This is a genomic window from Acidovorax sp. Root219 (assembly GCF_001428665.1).
Classification (GTDB): Bacteria; Pseudomonadota; Gammaproteobacteria; order Burkholderiales; family Burkholderiaceae_C; genus Acidovorax.
In genome coordinates this window covers 1,008-22,942 of sequence record NZ_LMIJ01000009.1, presented here as the reverse complement: position 1 = coordinate 22,942, position 21,935 = coordinate 1,008, and the positions used below count along the sequence as shown (strand labels likewise).

The window sequence follows — 21,935 nt, the reverse complement described above, 5'->3', positions numbered from 1 at the left end:
GAACCCCAAGGTGATCGAGTTGCTGCGCCAGCACGGCGCCGACGACAGCGCCACCAACGTGGCCGGTAGAACGCCAGCCGACCTGTTCGCCAGCCGACGCGCGTAAGGAACTTCAGCCTGGTATTGGCTTGCACCGATGCAGCAGTGGAAGGTCCGCGAGCCGGGTGCTGGAGCTGCTTTTAACGGAGGTTGGCTGTGCGCTGAAGGGCCTCGGCCCGTGGCTGTGGGAAACGTCGTTAGACGACTTTTGCAGGGGTACTTCACCCCTTGCTCGTATCGATATCGTGCGTCGTAGGGCGATCTGAGCGGTCGATTTCTGAGCGGATCGTCAAACCGAGGGCGCAACGCGCGTTTTCACACAGCCTCGGCCGGTCCCTGTCATCGCAACAGTGGCCTGCGCGCAACCCCAACTGGCCACGCTGGCCGGGATGATGTCAACCAAGGGCGCCCAAGATGCCCGGATGGCACGCGCTCCAGTTCCCATCGAAGCAAGTGTTCATCACATCGAATCCATGAACGCACCGCCCAAGCAGGCGGTACCAAGAGCGCCACCGCAGCAGCACAGCCGAACGCAACCGATCAGGCCCCGCCCTGGCATGGGCTGGCCTGGGCGTGGTTCGCCGCGCACGCAGATGTCCCACACCGGCGCCGGCCCCTGGCGGCGCACGGCGGCTTGCGCCGCTTGCCATGCCGCAGGGCGGTCGCCTAAACGCGGGGCGCAACGCACGGCCGTGCGGAGGCGTCAATCACGCCGTGGCGAAGCGTTCCCTTGCCAGCCTGGTGCCTTCGGCCAGCGCTTGCAGCTTGCGCCAGGCCACGTCCCGGGCCATCGGCGCCAGGCCGCAATTGGTGCACGGGAACAGCCGCTCCTTGGGCACGAACTCCAGCGCCCGGCCTATGGTGTCGGCCACTTCCTCGGGTGTCTCGATCACGTCGCTGGCCACATCGATCACGCCGACCATCACGTCCTTGCCGGCCAGCAGCTTCATCAGGTCGGGCGGCACATGCGAGTGGATGCATTCCAGGCTCACCTGGTCGATGCTGCTCCTGGCCAGCGCGGGGAACACCGTCTCGTACTGGCGCCATTCATCGCCCAGAGTGCTCTTCCAGTCCGTATTGGCCTTGATGCCGTAGCCGTAGCAGATGTGCACCGCCGTGGTACAGGTCAGGCCCTGCGCCGCGCGCTCGAGCGCCTGCACGCCCCAGTCGGCGGCGTCCTTCATGTAGACATTGAAGGCGGGCTCGTCGAACTGGATGATGTCCACGCCGTCGGCCTGCAGCGCCAGGGCCTCCTGGTTGAGCAGCTCGGCGAAGGCAAAGGCCATCTTGACCTTGTCGCCGTAGAAGCGGTCCGCCACCGTGTCGACGATGGTCATCGGGCCGGGCAGGGTGAACTTCAGCTTCTTCTTGGTGTGCGCGCGCGCCAGTTGTGCCTCGAACGCATGCACGCGGCCCTTCAGGCGCAGGGCCGAAACCACCTGCGGCACCATCGCGTCATAGCGGTTGTCGCGGATGCCCATTTTCACCTTGTGCTCGAAGTCGATGCCCTCGACCTGCTCGAGAAAGCCGTGCACGAAGTGCTGTCGTGATTGCTCACCGTCGCCCACGATGTCCAGGCCGGCGTCTTCCTGGGCCTTGATCCACAGCAAGGTCGCATCGGCCTTGGCCTGGCGAAGCGCATCGCCTTCGGCCATCCACTGAGGCCAGAGCTTGTTGGTTTCAGCCAGCCAGGCGGGCTTGGGCAGGCTGCCGGCGATGGAGGTTTCAAACATCTGAGGATTCCTTTAAAGCAAAGATGGGGTGGCAAGCTTAGAGCGGATAACAAAACTCAGCAAAGCGGTTCTGGCTAGGCGCTGCGTCGTAGGCAGTACGAGTAGTACGACAAGACGCGGCAACGACGCCAGAAGAGTTTTGTTAGCCGCTCTTAATCACTTCGGTGTCGTTTTACGCGCACAGCCACGGATGGTGTGTTGTAGGGGCATGGCGGCAGGCGAGATGCCGCCGCAAGAGCGCTTGTCGGGCGGGTCAGAGCGCGACATCGGCCACCCATTGTTCAAGGACGTTCTTGTACGGCTTGATGAAGTGCTCCTGCGCAAACTGCCCCTGCTGCACCGCCAGCTGGCTGCGCTCTTCCCGGTCATAGACAATCTGCGTCAACGAGTAGTCCTGGTTCTTCAGGCTCGGTTGATAAAGTCTTCCAGCGGCGCAATTGGCGTTGTAGATTTCGGGGCGATAGATCTTCTGAAAGGTCTCCATGGTGCTGATGGTGCCGATCAGCTCAAGGTTGGTGTAGTCGCCCAGCAGGTCGCCGTAGAAGTAGAAGGCCAATGGCGCAACGCCATTCGCGGGCATGAAAAAGCGAACCTGCAACCCCATTTTTGCGAAGTACCGGTCGGTCGAGGACGGTTCACTCTGTTGGTACTCCACACCCAGCACAGGGTGCTGGTTTCCGGTCCGCTCATAGGTCTTGCTGGTCGAGGCGCTGATGCAGATCACAGGCGGCTTGTTGAAGCGCTCTTGGTAGGTGCTTGAGCTGACGAATTGCTTGAACAGCTTTCCATGCAGGTCGCCAAAGTCGTCGGGCGTGCTGAACTCTGCCCGATCGGCGTTGTACCCCGGCAGCACGACGCTGAAGTCGTAGTCGCGCACGTAGGATGAGAAATTGTTCCCCACGATGCCATCGATGCGCCTGTTCGTCTTGTTGTCGAGGATGCAGGTCTTGAGTATCTCGATCAACGGAAATGCACCCGTGCTGCCCTGGGCGCCCATGTCCATCTCGACGGAGATGATCTCGAGTTCGACACCGTAGCGGTCTCCCGCCGGATTGTCCCAGTGCGCCAGGTCGTTGAAGCGGTTGTCGATCATCCTCAGCGTGTTGCGCAGGTTCTGCCGCCGGCTCATTCCACGGGCCAGGTTGGCGAAGTTGGTGGTGATGCGCGTGCTCTCCGATGGGTGGTAGTTCTCATCGAAGAAGATGCTCTTGAGGTGAAAGCTGGGTTCTGTGTTCATGGCGATGATCTGTTTTTTTGAGAGAAAAGACGATTCCTGTGTCAGGCCGCAAGCACTTCCTCGGCCACAGCGGGCTTGGCGTGGCGCGCCAGTTCGACCAGCGGCAGTGCCCGTTGCACGGCCAGCCTGGCCCGCTCGATGACGGCCTTGTTCTGCAGGCGGTAGTCGGCGAAATCCGCGTCGGTCGCGTAGACACCCAGCGGCAAGGTGCGCGCCTGAAAGAAGCTGAACAGCGGCCGCAACTGGTGGTCGATCACCAGGGCATGGCGCTCGCTGCCACCGGTGGCCGCCAGCAACACGGGCTTGTCGGTCAAGGCGTCCTGATCAATGAAGTCGAAGAAGTGCTTGAACAGCCCCGTGTACGCGCCGCGAAAGACCGGTGTTGCCACCACCAGCACGTCGGCTTGCTCGACCGCTGCAAGCTCCCGCTCCACCGTGTCGGGCAGGTTCGCACGCCAGACCGCTCCGGCAAGCCGCGGTGCGAGCTGGCCCAGTTCGACCAGGTGTTGCTCGCACGGCAGTTCGTCGGCAATCAGTTCCAGCAGGTGCTCTGCCAGGGCTGCCGACCTGGAGGGGCGTTGCAGCCCGCCGGAGACTGCGACGAGACGCAGGGGACGTGTCATTTGTGCTTTCATCAGGATGGTTCTGCGCGTTGCCGCCGAGCAGGCAAACGAACGATGTGGGCGGATGATATTGGCGCGCACCAATGAAGTAAAATGGTTTTATTTCAACAATCCATGAGCGAGATTCATGTAAATGCTTGAGCGCATCCACCTCAGCATCGTTCAGCAGGTCGAAAGACAAGGGTCGCTCACAGCCGCTGCGGGCGTGCTGAACCTGACCCAATCGGCCCTGAGCCACAGCATGAAGAAGCTGGAGCAGCAGCTGGGCACCGACATCTGGCTGCGCGAAGGCCGAAGCCTGCGCCTGACGCAGGCTGGCCAGTACCTGCTGGCCGTGGCCAACCGTGTGCTCCCGCAACTGGACCTTGCCGAAGAGCGCCTGGGCCAGTTCGCGCAGGGCGAGCGCGGTGCGCTGCGCATCGGCATGGAATGCCACCCGTGCTACCAGTGGCTGCTCAAGGTGGTTTCACCCTATCTGGCGGCGTGGCCAGACGTGGATGTGGACGTCAAGCAGAAATTCCAGTTCGGCGGCATCGGCGCGCTCTTCGGCTACGAGATCGACCTGCTGGTCACGCCCGACCCGCTGTTCAAGCCCGGGCTGAAGTTCGAGCCCGTGTTCGACTACGAGCAGGTGCTGGTCGTGGCCAAAGGCCACGCGCTGGCTTCGGCGGCCTATGTAAAGCCCCAGCAGCTGACCCAGGAGGTGCTGATCAGCTACCCCGTGGACGTGGAGCGCCTGGACATCTTCAACCAGTTCCTGTTGCCGGCCGGTGTCACGCCCAAGCGCCACAAGGCCATCGAAACCACCGACATCATGCTGCAGATGGTGGCCAGCGGCCGTGGCGTGGCGGCCCTGCCGCGTTGGCTGGTCGAGGAGTACGCGGCCCGGATGGACGTGGTGCCGGTGCGGCTGGGCGTGCGCGGCATCGCCAAGCAAATTTTTCTGGGGGCACGCGAGGCAGACACCGCCATCGACTACGTGCGCGCCTTCATCGAACTGGCCCGCCAGCCTGCCATCGCCATGGCGCAAGGAGCCAGGGGCTGACGCCACCCACCGCCGAACGCAAACCGCTTGCGCTGCCCGGTGGAGCGCCGAGAGTATCTGGTGGCCGTCACTTTTTCGCCTGAACCACCATGCGCCTCCCGGCCCCCCAACCGCTCCATGCCATCGCCACTGCAAGCGCCCCCACCAGCCAGGTATTGGCCGCATAGCCGCCGGTCCATTCGCGCAGCACACCCACCAGCAGGGGGCCGCCGGCTGCCAGCAGGTAGCCCCAGCCTTGTGCCATGGCCGACAGCTGGGCCGTGACCTGGGCATTGCCGCTGCGCATCACGATCAGGCTCAGGGCCAGCGCAAAGGCACCGCCCTGGCCGCACCCGAGCAGCACGGCCCAGAGCCAGCGGCCCCCCAGCGGGCCGACCATCAGGCCCATAAAAGCGACCAGGATCAACGCACTCATGCCCACGGCCAGCGCGCGCTGGTCGCGGCAGCGTGCGGCGAACGAGGGCACCAGCAGGCAGGTGACCAGTTGGGTCAGTATCGACACCGCCACGATGTAGCCTGCGTCCGCACTGCCGATGCCGCGCTCTCGCAACAGCGGCGACAGCCAGCCCATCACGATGAAGGCCAGGGCCGATTGCAGCCCCATGAAGGCAGTCACTTGCCAGGCCAGGCGATCGCGCCAGAGTGCGCCTCCACCAGCCGCCCCGTCGAGGGGCTGGGCACGGGTGTGCCACGCCTGCGGCGCCCAGAGCAGCAGCACCAGCACGGCGGGCAGCGCCCAGAACGCCAGGGCCCAGGCCCAGTGCCCATCGAATGCACCCACCATCAGTGGCACGGTCAAGGCCGTTGCCGATGCGGCGCCTGCGCAGATCGCCAGCGTGTACAGGCCGGTCATCAGCGCGGTGTGGCTGGCAAAGCTGCGCTTGACCAGGCCCGGCAGCAGCACATTGCCCATGGCAATGCCGGCCCCTGCCAGCACCGACGACGCAAACAGCGGCGCCAGCGTGCCCGCGGCACGCAGCACGGTGCCCACGGTGATGAGCAGCAGTGCCAGCAGCAGCACCCGTTCCGGGCCGAACCGGCGGGCGAGGGCGGGCGTGGGCGCAGAAAACAGCCCCAGGCACACGATGGGCAAGGTGGTCAGCATGCTGGCACCGACGGCCGACAGGCCGGTGTCGCGCATCACCTCGGGCAAGACCACGGAGAGGCTGCCAAACACCGGCCGCAGGTTGCAGGCAATGAGGATCAGGCTCAGTCCCAGCAGCAGCCTGTGGCTGTGATCGCCGTCTGGCTTCACCCCTTCGGGCTGCGCGGCATTGGGGTTGGGATCAGCGGTTTGGGCCTGGGCACTCGTGAAGGTGCGCAAAGCGGTTGTCGAATCGGGCAAGGGCATAAGCGTCTGACTTTAACGCTCCGCACAAGGGGCTGCCGGGCTGATGGCTCGTGGCCGTAATACCTGCCTCAAAGCAAATGCTCACGGCACGACGGTGTTCCAGGTGATGACCGGGTCCTTAAGAGCGGCCCTGCTGCCCACAGGCGACAGGCCGCCCCAGTGCCTGAAGTATTGGATGTAGTCTGCCAGGTACCCCCGCTCCAGTGCATCGGGTTCAGCGGCGCAGGTGATGTCGATGTAAAACTGCCCGTCGAATTGGCGGTCCGGTATCACCTGTGCGTTGTTGTAGGGACCGCTGCACGATTCGCTCAGCAAGCGGCCCAGCTCGAATGCGGCCGAGCGCACTGCGCGGTTGGTCGAAGAGGCGTCTTCGATCTCTATGCGGTAGCCGTGCTTGCCCTTCTTGGGCGAAGGGGGCTGGGTCACGCGCACCACGGGGCTCAGGTGGGGCTCCAGCAGCGCGTGGGTCAGCGGCTCGTCGGGGCGCCACATCAGCAGGGCGCTTTCGGCGAGCAGGTCCTTGCGTCGCAGTGCGAGGTAATTGAGGCCATCCACCAGGCCGCATTGGTTGGTGATCTCCCATGGGGTGTCCCAGCGCAGCTCCTCGGCCTGCACCGGCACTGGCCCTGCGTGCCCCACGCCGCTCAGCGGGATGGCCAGCAGCACCTGCGGCTGCAGCCACCCGGTGAAAGCCATGCAGGCGCGCGTGCCATCATGCCAGCCGAGAAAGTCGTTGCCATCGGCGTCCAGCGGCTGATCGAAGCGGTGCACCGTCCGCAATGCACTGCCTGCACTTGCGCCCAGCAGCTTCACCCCTTCGGCGTCCACCAGCAGCGTGCCACCGCTCGGCAGCGCGAGCACCCCTACCAGCCCATCCACCACGCTGATGGAGCCTGCGAATGCGCGCTGCGCCACGTCGTAAACCTGGTAGATCGGCTCCTCGGTGGTGCGAAAGAAGAACAGCCCGTCGGTGAAGCGGGGCCGCCACCGCCGCTCGGAGCGGTCGACGCCGGTGATCTCCTCCAATTTCGTTCCCGCCAGGTCGTACACGGCCCATTGCTGTTGGGTGCCCAGGGCGATGGCGGTCGGGGCGAGGTAGCGCTCAGCGTAGTAATACGGCATCTGAGAGATCAGCTCGCCATCCCAGCGGCGCGCCACATACAGGTCTTGCCCGTCGTCCTGCTCCTCGTTGAAGAATGCATACGAGAGCTGGCCGCCCAGGAAGCTGTGCATGGACACCCATTCACCCTGGGCGTGGGTGATGCGGTTGTGGTCCCCTTCCTTGCGGAAGCTGCCCACGACCCGGTTGCCGCCGATGCTGAACTTCAGGTACTCGTCGACCGGCGGTTTGAGCAAGGGGGTGCTGTTCCCTTCGGTCAGCATGACGCGTGATTCTTCGCTCACGAACTCCAGGCCCGCCGGCGTGGTGTCCACTGCAGCGATGCCCCAAAAATTGAACAGCATTTTTCGTGGTTGATGGGTTGTTGGGAGCTGCGTGCGTCAGAGTTTTTTCTCGCCCAGCCGCGCCACACTGGCCAGCAGGAACGCCCGCGTGCCCGGTACACCCAGACCGTTGTGCGCACTGCCGCCATCATCGTCGCCCGTCGTGCCCAGGGCCAGCCAGGCGGTCAGGGCGGCCTGGGCCACCTCCAGGTGGGTTTCCTGCAGCAGCAGCTCGTACAGTGGCTGGCCTGCCGCAGGGTCTGCGATCTGCGCCAGCGCGGTGGCGGCGCCGTGGCGGCGGCGTGCGTCGGGGCTGGCCAGTTGCTCCACCAGCGCAGGCACTGCGGCTGGATCGGCCAGGCGGCCCAGGGCATCGAGTATCTCGTCGGTGGCGGCATTGGCCTGCAGTCCTCGCAGCAGATCGGGTATGGCCTCGCGCGTGGCTGCGCTGGCCAGGGTCTCCAGGATCAGCTGCGCATCGGCAGGCGTTTCGGCCTGCTGCAGTGCTGCGGACAGTGCGGCGCTGGCCTCAGGGCTGGGCGTGGTAGCCAGGGACAGCATGGCGCCGTCGCGCAGTGGGTTGCTGCGCACCAGTAAGGGTGCCAGCAACCTGGCTCCCTGGGGGTCGCGGAACTCGGAAAGCGCCAGCACGTAGCGGTGCTGCACGTCGTTGCTGGCCGCCTGCGCCTCGCTGATCAGCGCGGGCAGCGCCTGGGCGCCCTGTGCGATCAGCGCCTTGCAGACAGTGTGGACGTATTCGTTGCGGATGCCGGGCAGCAAGCCCAGCAGCAAGGCCTGCACCTGAGGCCCACGCAGGCCTTCGCAGGCGCAGGCAACGGCGCTGGCGTTCCAGTGGAGAGGGTCGTCCGCCAGTGCCTGCGCAAAGCCCTCAAAACCCTCCACATGGCCCAGCGCGGCCAGCGCCTTCGCCACGCTGACGGCATCGCCGCTGGGCAGTTGGGCCAGCATTCCGCGCAGGTGCTGCGCTGCTTCTTCGGGAGCCGTGTGCACTAGTTGCAACGCGGCAGCGCGGCGAACCTGCAGCGAAGCCGAATGCAACCCTGCGCGCGGCCACTGCTGCTCGCCGGGCCCGTCCAACTGGGCCAGCACCTCGGCCAGTTCGCCGGCATCGCGCGGTGTCCTGGCCTGCTCCAGCGCGGCCATCAGCTCGGGCACGGCCTCCTGCGCGTTCAGCGGGCCCAGTGCCGGTGCGGCAAGGGCCACCCCGGCCCGCAGCAGCGGCGCAATGGCACGGGCGTCGCCCAACTGGCCCAGCACCTTGACCAGTTCCATCCGCAGCTCCAGCGGCATGCCGCGGCGCGGGTGTTCAAACGTGTCGATCAGCGGCACCACGGCGGCTTGGTCGCCCAGGCGCCCCAGGGCGCTGATGCAGGTCTTGCGCACCCGGGCGTCGGCGTCGCCCAGCCCCTGGATCAGCAGGTCAAGGTTGGCCTTGGTGGATTTATCGACCACCGTGCTGCACAGCGTGACGATGACATCGCCAAAGTCCTTCTTCTTGTCGGTCTCTTCACGGCGCATCTTGCCGATGGCTTCGAGCAGCTCTGCGATCCAGCGGTCGTCAGCGTGGCGGCGGATGGAGTCCGCTGCATACGCACGCACACTGGCGCTGCGGTGGCCCAGTGCCTTGAACAAGGGCGCGCGCACCTCTGGCGAAGAAATTCGCCCCAGGAACATCAGCCCTGCGCCGGCCTCGTCAACGCTCTTGGATTTGGCCATGCGCAGGTACAGGGGCAGGGCACCATTGGACGGCCGGCTCAGCAGTGCCTGCCTGGCCGCATCGGCCACGGCTGCATGCTCGTCCAGTGTGGCCTCTACAAGCATGGCGGGTGCGCGGTCGGCCAGTACCAGCAGCGCTTTGTGGGCCAGGGGCAAGTGGCGTGCCGGCGCCGACCTGATGAACGCCGCGATGGCCTCGCAGGCCACTGCGGGGGCCGTGCAGGAAAGTGCCTCCAGCGCCAGGAATACATCTACATCGTTCGTGGCAGCCCGCAGTTGTTCGGCAAGCGCCTGGCTCAAGTCTTCATTCATGTGCGGTAAGTAGGCGGGTGGGTGGAAGGGTGGGCAGGTCCATCAGCGGGGTTCGTTGATGGGCGGCGGCATAGTTTCAACAGGGCTGGTTGCTCAGAGGAGCGTTCGTGCGTTTACCAACGCGCTCGGCAATTGCCGAGCCGAACGCCTCAGGCTTTCTTCTTCTCCAAGCGCGCCAGCGTAGCTTCGTAAGCCTGCTGCACATCCGGTCGGGCTTCGGCTGCGGCGTTGAACCGGCTGGCCAGCACAGCCGCATCGGCCTTGCTGCCCAGCTGGGCTATGGCCTTGAAGATCTTCTTCATGAAGGCGGCATCGCCGCCGATGATGTGCTTGTCCAGGCGCAGCAGGTCGATGAGCGGCTCCACCAGCTGCGGCGCCTGGGTCTTTCCCACCACGTCGAGCAGCTTTTTGTAGTAGTACAAATGCATCTCGGAGAATCTCTCGCGCTCGTTGAAGTAGGCGAGGAACAGGTTGGTATGGGCGGGGCTTGCGGCCTTGACCAGAATGCGCATGACCATCGCGTGCTCCAGCTTCATCTTGCCGGCGCTGAAGTCGTTGCCCCGGTACCAGGGCCGCGCCAGCGCCGTGTGAAAGCATTGGGTCAGCACGGGAATCAGCCGCTCGCCAAAGCCGCTCAGCACGTTCACCATCAGCTCGGCCTCGGTGGCGTAGTGCGGGCTGAGCCCCTGGGCAACCATGGCGTCGAAGGCGCCTGGCGCCGGGTGGGCCAGCACGCCGCGCAGCGTGTCTTCGTCGTAGTGCCCGTGCACCAGGCTCGCGAACGCCTCGCCCAGCAGCGCCAGATCGGTGATGGCGTAGAGCTGGGCCCAGTCGTGCGCGCGCATCAGGTCGGCCACGCGCCATCTCTCGACCTGCTCGGCGTCTTGCACGTGCGGCAGCTCGGGCAGCAGCAGTTGCAGGGCCCCCTTTTCCTCGTTGTGCCGCGCATCGGCGTAGAACCGTGAGAACCGCATGCCCGCCAGCGGCGCCAGGCTGGCCACCGGGTTGTCGTTCACGTGCAGCTCGGTCAGGCCGGGGCATGTGGCCAGCGGCGACAGGTCGGTGATCTGGTTGTTGTCGGCATGCAGGTTGGCAAGGGTAGGGTAGCTGCGCGCAAAGCCCAGGTCCGTGATGCGGTTGTCCGACAGGTACAGGCTGGCGAGCTGCGGCAGGTAGAGCCCCGCCGGAAACGCCTCCAGCTTGTTGTGCCACAGAAACGGGTATTTGAGCGCCTTGAAGCCGTTGAGCGCATCGAAGTCCGAGAACATGCAGTTCTCGATGACTGGTCCACTGAAACCGAANGGCAGGGCCGCAATCTAGGCGCCGGGCGCAGCCGGGTTGCACACCCGGCGAGCACGGCAACGAAGAGTGCGGCCCTGCCAGACCCTCACCCTGCGGGCCGGGGTGGCAGCAGGTNCGTTGCGGGCTTTGCCAAGGCGGCCAGCCTTGGCCGCAGCCCGCGCCTTGCGCTGCATCCCGCGGCCACCCCGGCGCACAGCCGATTTCTCGGTTTCAGTGGACCGGGCTGCAGATGGGGCAACACCCGCAGTGCCGCGAGGTTGATGAACTTCAGCCTGTCCAGGCTCAGCTTGCGCAGGCTGGTGATGTGGGCCAGCCGGGCCAGGTCTACCGGCTCGGCCATCTTGCTGCTGCGCAGAGACAGCTCCACCACATCGTCGCAGCCTGCGATCTCATCGAGGTCTTCGCTGGTAAAGCGCTCCAGGTGCAGGCCCTGGGCATGGTTCAGTACGCTGATGGGGGAATGGATCTGGTCGGTCCACTTGGATTGACGGGTTGCCATGCGTGTGGTGTGGGGGCGTGGTGCGGCGGGATTGCCCCGGATCATAGGCAAGCCTGGCCCGCTGTACTGGACAACTTGTCCAGCGCGAGGCGTGCGCTTGCGTGGGCGGGTGGGCTGGGGCAGCACGCCTGGCCAGCACTGCTTGTCACTAGAACTGGGGACAGCGCGCAAGCCGGTGCTGTGGGACACTCCACGGGCCTTCACGCCCCGACAGACAGGCAAACAGACATACCGACAGGTCCAGCCCCCTTTCCATGCCAGAAGCCATTGCCATCGACAAGCCCGCAAGCATCCAGATCGCTCTCGTGGAGGACGACCCGCGTTTCCAGGCGGCCGTGGCCTCGGCGATCCGCCAGACGGATGACATGCAACTGCTGTGGGTGGCCGACACGCTGGCGCAGGCGCTGCGCGCACTGAACGGTGGCGGCCCTGCTGCCGATGTGCTGTTGGTGGACTTGGGCCTGCCCGATGGCTCGGGTATCGAAGCCATCGCGACGGCTGCGCGGCGGTGGCCCGGCTGCGCGGTGATGGTGAGCACGGCCTTTGGCGACGAGGCGCATGTGCTGCAGTCCATCGAGGCGGGAGCCAGCGGCTACCTGCTCAAGGACAGCATGCCCGAGCGCATCGTGGGCGAGATCCGCAGCCTGCACGCGGGCGGCAGCCCGATCAGCCCGTTGATCGCCAGGCAGGTGCTGATGCGCTTCAAGCAGGCCGGTGTGCCGGCGCCAGAGGCGGCCGCGCAGGCCGATGCCCACGCCATGCTGTCCGCCCGCGAGCGCGAGGTGCTGCAGTACATCACCAAGGGTTTCACGGCAGAAGAGATTGCGCGGGCGCTGGATGTATCGCACCACACCGTGCTCACCTTCGTGCGGCGCACCTACGCCAAGCTCAAGGTGCGCTCCAAGGCCGAGGCGATCTACGAGGCACGTGCGCGGGGTCTGATCTGAAGACCGCTCTGGCGCGCGCCTTCGTGCTGGCATGGTGCCTGCTGTGCAGTGGCGCGCTGCAGGCGGCTGACCCCGGGCCATCGCCAGCAGATCAGGGTGCGGCGCACATCGTGCAGGCGCAGCGGCTGGAGCGCCCCAGCGTGGGCTTTACACCCCCGCCGTACGTGCTGCAGGGGGACGACATGCCGCGCGGCGGGTGGGAGGCAGTGGCGCTGCCGTTTGCCCAGTCGCCGCAGGTCAAGGTGCCTCAGCAGCAGCAGCAGGGCCAGCCGTTGACCACCGAGGTCTGGTACCGCCTGGCGGTGCCCGCGCTCGCGCCTGAGGCCGGCCCCCTGTACCTGTACCTGCCGCGCTGGAAGTCGGACGGCCAGATCGCCGTGTACGCCGACGGACGGCTGCTCTACCAGACGGACGCAAAATTTTTGTGGAACGCGGTGAACCTGCCCTTGTGGATTCCCCTGCAGGGCACGGCCGGCGCGCCCGCCGTGCGCGAGGTGCAGATCCGCGGCCAGCGCCTGCGGCACACCGGTGCTGCCATCTCCAGCGCCTGGGTTGGGCCCAGTGCGGCCATCGGCTGGCGCTACCAGGCGCGCCACTGGCTGCAGTCCGACTTTCCGGCCATGAGCAGCGCCGCCTTCGTGGCGGCGGGCATCTTCGCGCTGGGCGTGTGGCTGCTGCGGCGGCACGAGCCGCTGTACCTGCTGTTCTTCGCCACGTCCGTGGTGGCATTTGTGAGGACACTGCACTACTTCGTGAGCCGCCAGCGGCTGCCGATCAGCGACGCATGGTTCAGCGGGCTCACCGTGAGCGCGCTGTTCTGGCAGGTGCTGATCTCGTACCTGTTTTTGAGCTACCTGCATGGGGTGCACCACCGCCGGCTCACCATCACGGCCTGCGTGGTCACGGCGCTGGTGAGCATGCTGACGCTGCCACTGCTACCGGCGCCGCCCAATGCGGCGATCATTTCGCCGCTGCTGTACGCGCTGCTGCTGGTGCTGGGCACCACGCTGCTGGGCGTGGCCTGCCGCGATGCCTGGCGCGTCGGCTCCAAAGAGGCCGGCCTGCTCGGCGGCTGGGGGCTCATCAGCCTGATGTCCGGCGGCTACGACTGGCTGCTGCAGAGCAACCTGCTGGTCAGCGTGGAAGGCATCTACCTGGGGCCCTACAGCAACATCGGCGTGTTCTTCATTTTCTCGTACATCATGCTGCGCCGCTACCTGGCGGCGCTGGACGGCATGGAGCGCGTGAACGCCAATCTGGAGCACCGCCTGCGCGAGCGCGAAGGCGAGCTGGCCCTGAGCTACGAGCGCCTGCGCGAGACCGAGCACCGGGCCACCCTGGCGCAAGAGCGCCAGCGCCTGATGCAGGACATGCACGACGGCCTGGGCTCCTCCCTCACCAGCGCACTGCACCTGGTGCGCCACGGCAAGGCCGGCAGCGAAGAGCTGGCCCAGGTGCTGGCCGAGTGCATGGACGACCTCAAGCTGGCCATCGACTCCATGGAGCCCGTGGACGCGGACTTGCTGCTGCTGCTGGCCACCCTGCGCTTTCGGCTTGCGCCGCGCCTGGAGGGCATGGGCATGGAGCTGCGCTGGGAGGTGCAGGACGTGCCGCCCCTGGCGTGGCTTGATGCCGGCAGCGCGCTGAACCTGCTGCGCATTCTGCAGGAATGCTTTGCCAATGTGGTCAAACACGCGCAGGCCTCCTGCATCCGCGTCGAGTGCGAGGCATGCGCCGGCGGCATCGAGGTGCGCGTGCTGGACGACGGCCACGGCTTCGATGTCGACGCCGCATTGCAGGCGCGCGGGCGCGGCCTGAAGAACCAGCTGCGCCGGGCCGACGCCATCGGCGCCAGCGTGTCCTGGGCCAGCACGGCGGCCGGCACGCGCTGCGTGCTGTGGCTGCCGCTGCAGGCGCCCGGCCAACCGCCTGCGCCGTAGCCGGCCCTGCGGCCCCTGCTGCCCCAGGCGGCACTCCCTTTCTGCGCTGCCTGGCCCGGTGTACTCGGGTGCAGGCGCCTGCGCAAGGGGCTGCGCCGCTTCGCTTGTAGCTAGTTCTAGGGACATACAGGCCGGCCGCAAACCGATAGATTCCGGCGTCATCGCCTGTGCGCTGCCTGCACCGGCGTTTTCACCACGAAAGCTGCCCCCATGCCAACCCGCCCGACCCCCTTCTCAAGCACCCCTGACACGGGGGGAGCCCTGGCCTGGCGGCGCGCCGCCACCCCGTGGGCCCTGCTGCTGTGGCTGGTGATGGCCTGGCTGCTGCTGTCCGGCGCCACGCCCGCGCGGGCCCAAAGCCCCGTGCCGGCATCGTTGCTGGGCCAGCCTGTGCAGCAAATGACGGGGGGGTATCTTCACACGTGCGCGCTGACCACGGCCGGGGCCGTGCAGTGCTGGGGCTACAACAATGTAGGCCAACTGGGCGATGGCAGCTTAGGCAACAACAAGATCACGCCCCAGCCCGTTACCGGCCTGGCCAGCGGGGTGGCGGCCGTTGCGGCGGGAGGCGAGCACACCTGCGCGCTGTCCACGGCCGGGGGCGTGCAGTGCTGGGGTATCAACTCATATGGCCAACTGGGCGATGGCAGCATCGGCAGCGCCAAGACCACGCCCCAGCCCGTCATCGGCCTGACCAGCGGGGTGGCGGCCATTGCGGTGGGAGCCAACCACACCTGCGCGCTGACCACGGCCGGGGCCGTGCGGTGCTGGGGCTTGAACCTCAACGGCCAAGTGGGCGATGGCGGCACCACCGACAGAACCACGCCCCAGCCCGTCACCGGCCTGGCCAGCGGGGTGGTGGCCATTTCGGCGGGTGCCAAACACACCTGCGCGCTGACCGCGGCCGGGGCCGTGCAGTGCTGGGGCTACAACGCTGAAGGCCAACTGGGCGACGGCAGCACCACCAACAAGAGCACGCCCCAGCCCATCACGGGCCTGGCCAGCGGGGTGGCAGCCATTGCGGCGGGGTACAGCCACACCTGCGCGCTGACCACGGCCGGCGCCATGCAGTGCTGGGGCAAGAACGCTTTCGGCCAGCTGGGCGATGGCGGCACCACCAACCAAAACACGCCCCAGCCCGTCACGGGCCTGGCCAGCGGAGTGGCGGCCATCGCGCCCGGGGATGACCACACCTGCGCGCTGACCACGGCCGGCGCCGTGCAGTGCTGGGGCAGCAACGTCGATAGCCAACTGGGCGATGGCAGCAATACCAACAAGCGCACGCCCCAGCCCGTCTCGGGCCTGGCCAGCGGCGTGGCGGCCATTGCGGCAGGGGGCTACCACAACTGCGCGCTGACCACGGCCGGGGCCCTGCAGTGCTGGGGCTACAACGGTGACGGTGAGCTGGGCAATGGCGGCACCACCGACAAGAATACGCCCCAACCCGTCACGATCCTGGCCAGCGGGGTGGCGGCCATTGCGGCAGGGCAGTTCTACACCTGCGCGCTGACCACGGCCGGGGCCGTGCAGTGCTGGGGGAGCAACAGCGAGGGCCAACTGGGAGATGGCAGCACCACCAACAAGAGCACGCCCCAGCCCGTCACGGGCCTGGCCAGCGGAGTGGCGGCCATTGCGGCAGGAGTTGCCCACACCTGCGCCGTGACCACGGCCGGGGCTGTGCACTGCTGGGGCCAAAACAACCTCGGCCAGTTGGGCGATGGCAGCGCCACCAACAGGAGCACGCCCCAGCCGGTTACAGGCCTGGCCAGCGGGGTGGCTACCATTGCAGCAGGGCAGTTTCACACCTGCGCGCTGACCACGGCCGGGGCCGTGCAGTGCTGGGGCCATAACGTTTTCGGCCAACTGGGCGATGGCAGCACCACCAGCAAAACCACGCCCCAGCCCGTCTCGGGCCTGGCCAGCGGGGTGGCGTCTATTGCGGCAGGGGATTACCACACCTGCGCGCTGACCACTGCCGGGGCCGTGCAGTGCTGGGGCTGGAACAGTAGTCGCCAACTGGGCGATGGCAGCACCACCAACCAGAGCGCGCCCCAGCCCGTCACGGGCCTGGCCAGCGGAGTGGCGGCCATTGCGGCAGCGGGCTCCCACACCTGCGCGCTGACCACGGCCGGGGCCGTGCAGTGCTGGGGGAGCAACGCCGTTGGCCAACTGGGCGATGGCAGCTTCACCGGCAAAACTACACCCCACCCCGTCACGGGCTTGACCAGCGGGATGGCGGCCATTGCGGCAGGGAGCGCGCACACCTGCGCGCTGACCACGGCCGGGGCCGTGCAGTGCTGGGGGAACAACGGCGATGGCAGCACCACCAACAAAACCACGCCCCAACCCGTCACGGGCCTGGCCAGCGGGGTGGCGTCTATTGCGGTAGGGAGCGAGCACACCTGCGCGCTGACCACCTCCGGGGCCGTGCAGTGCTGGGGGGGCAACTTTCTTGGCCAACTGGGCAACGGGGGCACGGCCAACCGCAACCTGCCAACGCGCATCGCCGCAGCGCAGGCCATCGACTATCCTTTGGCAGCAGGCTCGCCTGCCTCGGGCACCTCGGCCACCCTGTCGGCCACTGCCAGCAGCGGCCTGGCCGTGGCATTCGACACCTTCACGCCCGATGTCTGCACCGTTGCCGGCACCACGCTGACCGTGCTGCCCGGCAAGACCGGGTACCTGTGCGGCGTGCTGGCCCTCCAAGCCGGCGGTGCGGGCGCCGATGCCGCCTACTTCGCGGCGGCACCCACCCGCTCGCGCCTCATGCTGGTGGTTGACGTCCCCGACGCCCCCACCGCAGTGACCGCCACGGCCGGCACTGCCCAGGCAACCGTGGCGTGGACGGCCCCCGCCAGCAATGGTGGCAGCGCCATCACCGCCTACACGGTGACCGCAGTGGCCAACCCGGCAAAGACCTGCACGGTCACCACCGGCAGCCCGCTGCCCACCACCTGCACAGTGACGGGGCTTGCCAGTGGCACGGCCTACACCTTCACGGTCAAGGCGACCAATGGCGCGGGCGACAGCGTGGCATCGGCCGCCAGCGCCCCGGTCACGACGGCCTCGCCCGCCGGCGGTGGCGCACCCACCATGGTCAGCGTCAACAGCACGGGCGTCACCACCATCACCGACCCCAGCCTGCCGATCATCGTGGGCCCAGGGGCGGTGGGCGGCACCATCGTTCTGCCCGGCACGGGCACCACGCCGGTCACGCTGCAGGTCACGGTCAACGGCCAGCCGCTCACGGTGCAGGCGCTGCCCGGCACCCAACTGCAGGTGGCCCAGGTCAACGGCCAGAGCGTGCTGGTGCTGGTGGTGCTGCAGGGCTGGGCGTCCATGACCTCCAGCTCGGCAGGCCAGCCCATGGCGCTGGCGGGTGAGGTGCTGCTCAGTTCGNGGGGCTGCAGGCACGCGCATCGAGGCGCAGCCGCTGGTGGTTGCGGTGGTGGTCGGCTCGCTCGTACCGCCGCAAGGCAGCCTACCGCAGNGTGGGCAGCCAGGGCCTGCTGGCGGGCGAGCGCCTGCAGGTGGACGCACAGGGCAAGCTGGTGAGCATCAGCCTGGGCTCACTCAGGGGCGATGCACAGCAGGTGGGCGATGCCATGGCGTTTGCCAACCTGCCCGCCAGCATCACCGTGGACGGCGCGGCGTATGCGCGCCTCAGTGGTGCAGTCACCCGCCTCTCGGGCGCGAACCTTGCCGTGGGCCTGGAGACCACCCCCTCGGGCGTGGTGCTGGTGCGCGACGGCACACAGACCATCCAGCTGCTGCCCGTGCAGCCCATCACCATCGATGCCCGCCTGCCCGATGGCGTCGCCTTCACCCCGCTGGGCCTGCTGCGCTGGGTGCGTGGCGGGGTGGTGGTGCAGTTTGCGCCCGCCGTGGCCGACCTGGCGGGCCTGGCCCAAGCCATCACGGCATTGCTGCCCGATGCCAGGATCAAGCTCGGCGCCGAGGGCGTGCTGCAGCTGACCACCGGCGGCGCCACCTATGTGCTCAAGCCCGACTGGACCGGCGCAGGCACCGCCACCGGCACCCCGCAAATCGGCGTGGACGGGCAGGGCCGCATCGTGTTCCAGATCGGCAACCGGCCTGCGCAACTGCTGCTGCCCGCAGTGCTCAACGCCGCGCAGGCTAGCGGCATCTTCACCACCGCCATCCCCGGCTCGGTGCTGGCGGTGCAACCAGGCAGCAGCGAAGGCGCGCTCACCCTGACGCTGGGCAACACGCAGTGGCGCCTGTTGCCCCAGTGGGTGCTGCCCGGCAACGATGCAGCGCAGACCGCGCCCTGGCGCATGGGCAGCGACGGGGTGCTGTACCTGAAGCTGGGCACGCAGGTGCAGGGCGTGCGCATAGTGGATTGATCAAGGCAGATCGAGGCCGGCCAACCCGGCTGGTCATGGACCTTTGCAAGGCCCCTTTTCAGGGGCCTTGTCACTAGTTCTAGGGACATACAAGGCGGCCGCAAGCCGATAGATTCCGGCGTCATCGCCTGTGCGCAGACTGCGCCGGCGTTTCCATCATGAAAGCTGCCCCCATGCCAACCCGTCCGACACCCTTCTCAAGCACCCCTGCAACGGGTGGGCCCCTGGCCTGGCGCCGCGCCGCCACCCCGTGGGCCATGCTGCTGTGGCTGGTGATGGCCTGGCTGCTGCTGTCCGGCCCCACGCCCGCGCGGGCGCAAAGCGCCGTACCGGCATCGGTGCTGGGCCAGCCTGTGCAGCAGTTGGCTGCGGGCCTGGAGCACACCTGCGCGCTGACAGCTGCCGGGGCGGTGCAGTGCTGGGGCTGGAATGCCTCCGGCCNGACGGCAGCACCACCAACAAGAGCACGCCCCAGCCCGTCACGGGCCTGGCCAGCGGGGTGGCGTCCATTTCGTCGGGGGCCAACCACGCCTGCGCGTTGACCACGGCCGGGGCCGTGCAGTGCTGGGGCAACAACGGCTACGGCCAGGTGGGCAATGGCAGCACCACCAACCAAACCACGCCCCAGCCCGTCACGGGCCTTTCCAGCGGGGTGGCGGCCATTGCGGCAGGGCAGTTCCACACCTGCGCGCTGACCACGGCCGGGGCGGTGCAGTGCTGGGGCGCGAACAACTCCGGCCAACTGGGCGATGGCAGCACCACCAACCAGAGCACGCCACAGCCCGTCACAGGCCTGGCCAGCGGGGTGGCGTCTATTGCGGCAGGGGTTGCCCACACCTGCGCGCTGACCCTGGCCGGGGCCGTGCAGTGCTGGGGCTCGAACAGCTCCGGCCAACTGGGCGATGGCAGCACCACCAACAAGAGCACGCCACAGCCCGTCACGGGCCTGGCCAGCGGAGTGGCGGCCATTGCTTCGGGGAACTCCTTCGCCTGCGCGCTGACCACGGCAGGGGCCATGCACTGCTGGGGCTACAACGCTGAAGGCGNGACGGCAGCACCACCAACAAGAGCACGCCCCAGCCCGTCACGGGCCTGGCCAGCGGGGTGGCGGCCATTGCGGCAGGAGCCAACCACCCCTGCGCGCTGACCACGGCCGGGGCCGTGCAGTGCTGGGGCTTTAACACCTTCGGCCAGTTGGGCGATGGCAGCACCACCAACAGGAGCACGCCCCAGCCCGTCACAGGCCTGGCCAGCGGGGTGGCAGCCATTGCGGCAGGGGTGGGCCACACCTGCGTTCTGACCACGGCCGGGGCTGTTCAGTGCTGGGGCTGGAATAGCTCTGGCCAACTGGGTGATGGCCGCACCACGAACAAAAATACGCCCCAGTCCGTCACGATCCTGGCCAGCGGGGTGACGGCCATGGCGGCAGGGACTAACCACACCTGCGCGCTGACCACGGCCGGGGCCGTACAGTGCTGGGGCTGGAACGTTTTCCGCCAACTGGGCGATGGCAGCACCACCGACAAAGCCACTCCCCAGCCCGTCACGGGTCTGGCCAGCGGGGTGGCGTCTATTGCTGCAGGGGTTTACCACACCTGCACGCTGACCACGGCCGGGGCTGTGCGGTGCTGGGGGAACAACGGCTTTGGCCAACTTGGCGATGGCAGCAGCACCAACAAAAGCACGCCCCAGCCCGTCACAGGCCTGACCAGCGGGGTGGCGGCCATTGCGGCAGGGACTTACCACAACTGCGCGCTGACCAACGCCGGGGCCGTGCAGTGCTGGGGCCGCAACAATGAAGGCCAACTGGGCGATGGCAGCACCACCGACAAGAGGACGCCCCAGCCCGTCACAGGCCTGGCCAGCGGGGTGGCGGCCATTGCGGCAGGGGAGAACCACAGCTGCGCGCTGACCACGGCCGGGGCTGTGCAGTGCTGGGGCGACAACAGCTTTGGCCAACTGGGCGATGGCAGCACCACCGACAAAACCACGCCCCAGACCGTCACGGGCTTGGCCGGCGGGGTGGCGGCCATTGCGGCAGAGGGCAACCACACCTGCGCGCTGACCACGGCCGGGGCCGTGCAGTGCTGGGGCCGCAACGCATACGGCCAACTGGGCGATGGCAGCACCACGGACAAAAGCACACCCCAGCCCGTCACGGGCCTGGCCAGCGGGGTGGCGGCCATTGCGGCAGGGGGTTACCACACCTGCGCGCTGACCACCGCCGGGGCCCTGCAGTGCTGGGGCCGCAACAATCAAGGTCAACTGGGCGATGGCAGCACCACCGACAAGAGCACGCCCCAGCCCGTCACAGGCCTGGCCAGCGGGGTGGCGGCCATTGCGGCAGGGGGTTACCACACCTGCGCGCTGACCACCCCAGGGGCGGTGCAGTGCTGGGGCCGAAACTCCGAGGGCCAACTGGGCAACGGGGGCACGGCCGACCGCAACCTGCCAACGCGCATCGCTACAGCGCAGGCCATCGACTATCCAGTAGCGGCTGGCTCGCCTACCTCGGGCGCCCCGACCACCCTGGCGGCCACCGTCAGCAGCGGCTTGGCCGTGGTGTTCGACACCTTCACGCCCGATGTCTGCACCGTGAGCGGCACCACGCTGACGGTGCTGGCCGGCAAAGCTGGCTACATGTGCGGAGTGCTGGCAAGCCAGGCAGGCGGTGCGGGCGCCGATGCCGCCTACTTCGCGGCGGCGCCGACGCGCTCTCGTCTGATGCTGGTGCAGCCTGGTGTCCCCGACGCCCCCGCCGCCGTGACCGCCACTGCCACCGACGCCCAGGCGCGCGTGGCCTGGACGGCACCCGCCAGCGATAACGGCAGCGCCATCACCGCCTACACGGTGACCGCAGTGGCCAACCCGACCAAGACCTGCACGGTCAACACCGGCAGCCCGCTGCACACCACCTGCACGGTGCCGGGTCTGGTCAACGGCACCGCCTACACCTTCACCGTCAAGGCGACCAATGCGGTGGGCGATAGCGTGGCATCGGCCGCCAGCGTGGCAGTCATACCAGCTGCGCCCGCCGGCGGTGGCGCACCCACCACGGTCAGCGTCAACAGCACGGGCGTCACCACCATCACCGACCCCAGCCTGCCGATCGTCGTGGGCCCAGGGGCGGTGGGTGGCACCATCGTTCTGCCCGGCACGGGCACCACGCCGGTCACGCTGCAGGTCACGGTCAACGGCCAGCCGCTCACGGTGCAGGCCCTGCCCGGCACCCAGTTGCAGGTGGCCCAGGTCAACGGCCAGAGCGTGCTGGTGCTGGTGGTGCTGCAGGGCTGGGCGGGCATGACCTCCAGCTCGTCAGGCCAGCCCATTGCGCTGGCGGGCGAGGTGCTGCTCAGTTCA

13 protein-coding genes and 3 pseudogenes are annotated in these 21,935 nt (G+C 67.6%); 8 read left to right on the top strand and 8 right to left on the bottom strand.

Annotation, left to right across the window (positions count from 1 at the left end):
• Positions 1–746: 746 nt before the first annotated feature.
• The 3 genes from ASE28_RS08405 to msuE all read right to left on the bottom strand — a co-directional run bounded on the left by ASE28_RS08405 (position 747) and on the right by msuE (position 3,632).
• Positions 747–1,772, bottom strand: a complete 1,026-nt coding sequence (locus ASE28_RS08405; protein ID WP_057266193.1) for a methionine synthase — start codon at positions 1,770–1,772, stop codon at positions 747–749.
• Between the two features lie 253 nt (positions 1,773–2,025).
• Complete coding sequence (locus ASE28_RS08400) at positions 2,026–3,009, bottom strand: DUF1852 domain-containing protein (protein ID WP_057266191.1); 984 nt, start codon at positions 3,007–3,009, stop codon at positions 2,026–2,028.
• Between the two features lie 41 nt (positions 3,010–3,050).
• A complete protein-coding gene (gene msuE / locus ASE28_RS08395) occupies positions 3,051–3,632 on the bottom strand; it encodes an FMN reductase (RefSeq protein WP_057266190.1) in 582 nt (193 codons plus the stop codon).
• 133 nt (positions 3,633–3,765) lie between these two features.
• Between msuE and ASE28_RS08390 the strand changes: the two genes are divergently transcribed.
• Complete coding sequence (locus ASE28_RS08390; protein ID WP_057266188.1) at positions 3,766–4,677, top strand: LysR family transcriptional regulator; 912 nt, start codon at positions 3,766–3,768, stop codon at positions 4,675–4,677.
• A gap of 67 nt (positions 4,678–4,744) precedes the next feature.
• Here ASE28_RS08390 and ASE28_RS08385 read toward each other — a convergent pair whose 3' ends face one another.
• From ASE28_RS08385 to ASE28_RS08365, 5 genes are all read right to left on the bottom strand, one after another.
• Positions 4,745–6,001, bottom strand: coding sequence for an MFS transporter (locus ASE28_RS08385; RefSeq protein WP_235516079.1), 1,257 nt, complete (start codon positions 5,999–6,001; stop codon positions 4,745–4,747).
• 108 nt (positions 6,002–6,109) lie between these two features.
• The gene (locus ASE28_RS08380) at positions 6,110–7,492 is read right to left on the bottom strand and encodes a hypothetical protein (protein ID WP_057266186.1); all 1,383 of its coding nucleotides are present in this window, start codon (positions 7,490–7,492) and stop codon (positions 6,110–6,112) included.
• Positions 7,493–7,528: 36 nt separating this feature from the next.
• Positions 7,529–9,520, bottom strand: a complete 1,992-nt coding sequence (locus ASE28_RS08375; RefSeq protein WP_057266184.1) for a HEAT repeat domain-containing protein — start codon at positions 9,518–9,520, stop codon at positions 7,529–7,531.
• A 149-nt stretch (positions 9,521–9,669) separates the two neighbouring features.
• Positions 9,670–10,788 (bottom strand): leucine-rich repeat domain-containing protein, encoded by a 1,119-nt coding sequence (locus ASE28_RS33550; RefSeq protein ID WP_057266182.1) that lies wholly within the window; start codon positions 10,786–10,788, stop codon positions 9,670–9,672.
• A 149-nt stretch (positions 10,789–10,937) separates the two neighbouring features.
• Positions 10,938–11,321 (bottom strand): hypothetical protein (locus ASE28_RS08365; protein ID WP_235516078.1); only part of this gene is annotated, 384 nt, incomplete at its 3' end.
• Between the two features lie 254 nt (positions 11,322–11,575).
• Between ASE28_RS08365 and ASE28_RS08360 the strand changes: the two genes are divergently transcribed.
• From ASE28_RS08360 to ASE28_RS31955, 7 genes and pseudogenes are all read left to right on the top strand, one after another.
• Complete coding sequence (locus ASE28_RS08360) at positions 11,576–12,268, top strand: response regulator transcription factor (protein ID WP_057266179.1); 693 nt, start codon at positions 11,576–11,578, stop codon at positions 12,266–12,268.
• 23 nt (positions 12,269–12,291) lie between these two features.
• The gene (locus ASE28_RS08355; RefSeq protein WP_057266177.1) at positions 12,292–14,208 is read left to right on the top strand and encodes a sensor histidine kinase; all 1,917 of its coding nucleotides are present in this window, start codon (positions 12,292–12,294) and stop codon (positions 14,206–14,208) included.
• 210 nt (positions 14,209–14,418) lie between these two features.
• Positions 14,419–17,607: pseudogene (locus ASE28_RS33545) on the top strand (fibronectin type III domain-containing protein); the annotation flags it as partial.
• A 92-nt stretch (positions 17,608–17,699) separates the two neighbouring features.
• Positions 17,700–18,575: hypothetical protein (locus tag ASE28_RS08345; RefSeq protein WP_369818132.1), on the top strand; the 876-nt coding region annotated here is incomplete at its 5' end.
• Between the two features lie 158 nt (positions 18,576–18,733).
• Positions 18,734–19,016: pseudogene (locus ASE28_RS33540) on the top strand (hypothetical protein); the annotation flags it as partial.
• 58 nt (positions 19,017–19,074) lie between these two features.
• A pseudogene (locus tag ASE28_RS33535) lies at positions 19,075–19,621 on the top strand (RCC1 domain-containing protein); the annotation flags it as partial.
• 1 nt (position 19,622) lies between these two features.
• A partial coding sequence (locus ASE28_RS31955; protein ID WP_235516077.1) for a fibronectin type III domain-containing protein occupies positions 19,623–21,935 on the top strand: 2,313 nt, incomplete at both ends.

Excerpts from the sequence above, each read along its gene's own strand:
- msuE (WP_057266190.1), bottom strand. The coding sequence starts at position 3,632 with ATGACACGTCCCCTGCGTCTCGTCGCAGTCTCCGGCGGGCTGCAACGC.
- ASE28_RS08390 (WP_057266188.1), top strand. The coding sequence starts at position 3,766 with ATGCTTGAGCGCATCCACCTCAGCATCGTTCAGCAGGTCGAAAGACAA.
- ASE28_RS08375 (WP_057266184.1), bottom strand. The coding sequence starts at position 9,520 with ATGAATGAAGACTTGAGCCAGGCGCTTGCCGAACAACTGCGGGCTGCC.
- ASE28_RS33550 (WP_057266182.1), bottom strand. The coding sequence starts at position 10,788 with ATGTTCTCGGACTTCGATGCGCTCAACGGCTTCAAGGCGCTCAAATAC.
- ASE28_RS08400 (WP_057266191.1), bottom strand. The coding sequence starts at position 3,009 with ATGAACACAGAACCCAGCTTTCACCTCAAGAGCATCTTCTTCGATGAG.
- ASE28_RS08360 (WP_057266179.1), top strand. The coding sequence starts at position 11,576 with ATGCCAGAAGCCATTGCCATCGACAAGCCCGCAAGCATCCAGATCGCT.
- ASE28_RS08405 (WP_057266193.1), bottom strand. The coding sequence starts at position 1,772 with ATGTTTGAAACCTCCATCGCCGGCAGCCTGCCCAAGCCCGCCTGGCTG.
- ASE28_RS08380 (WP_057266186.1), bottom strand. The coding sequence starts at position 7,492 with ATGCTGTTCAATTTTTGGGGCATCGCTGCAGTGGACACCACGCCGGCG.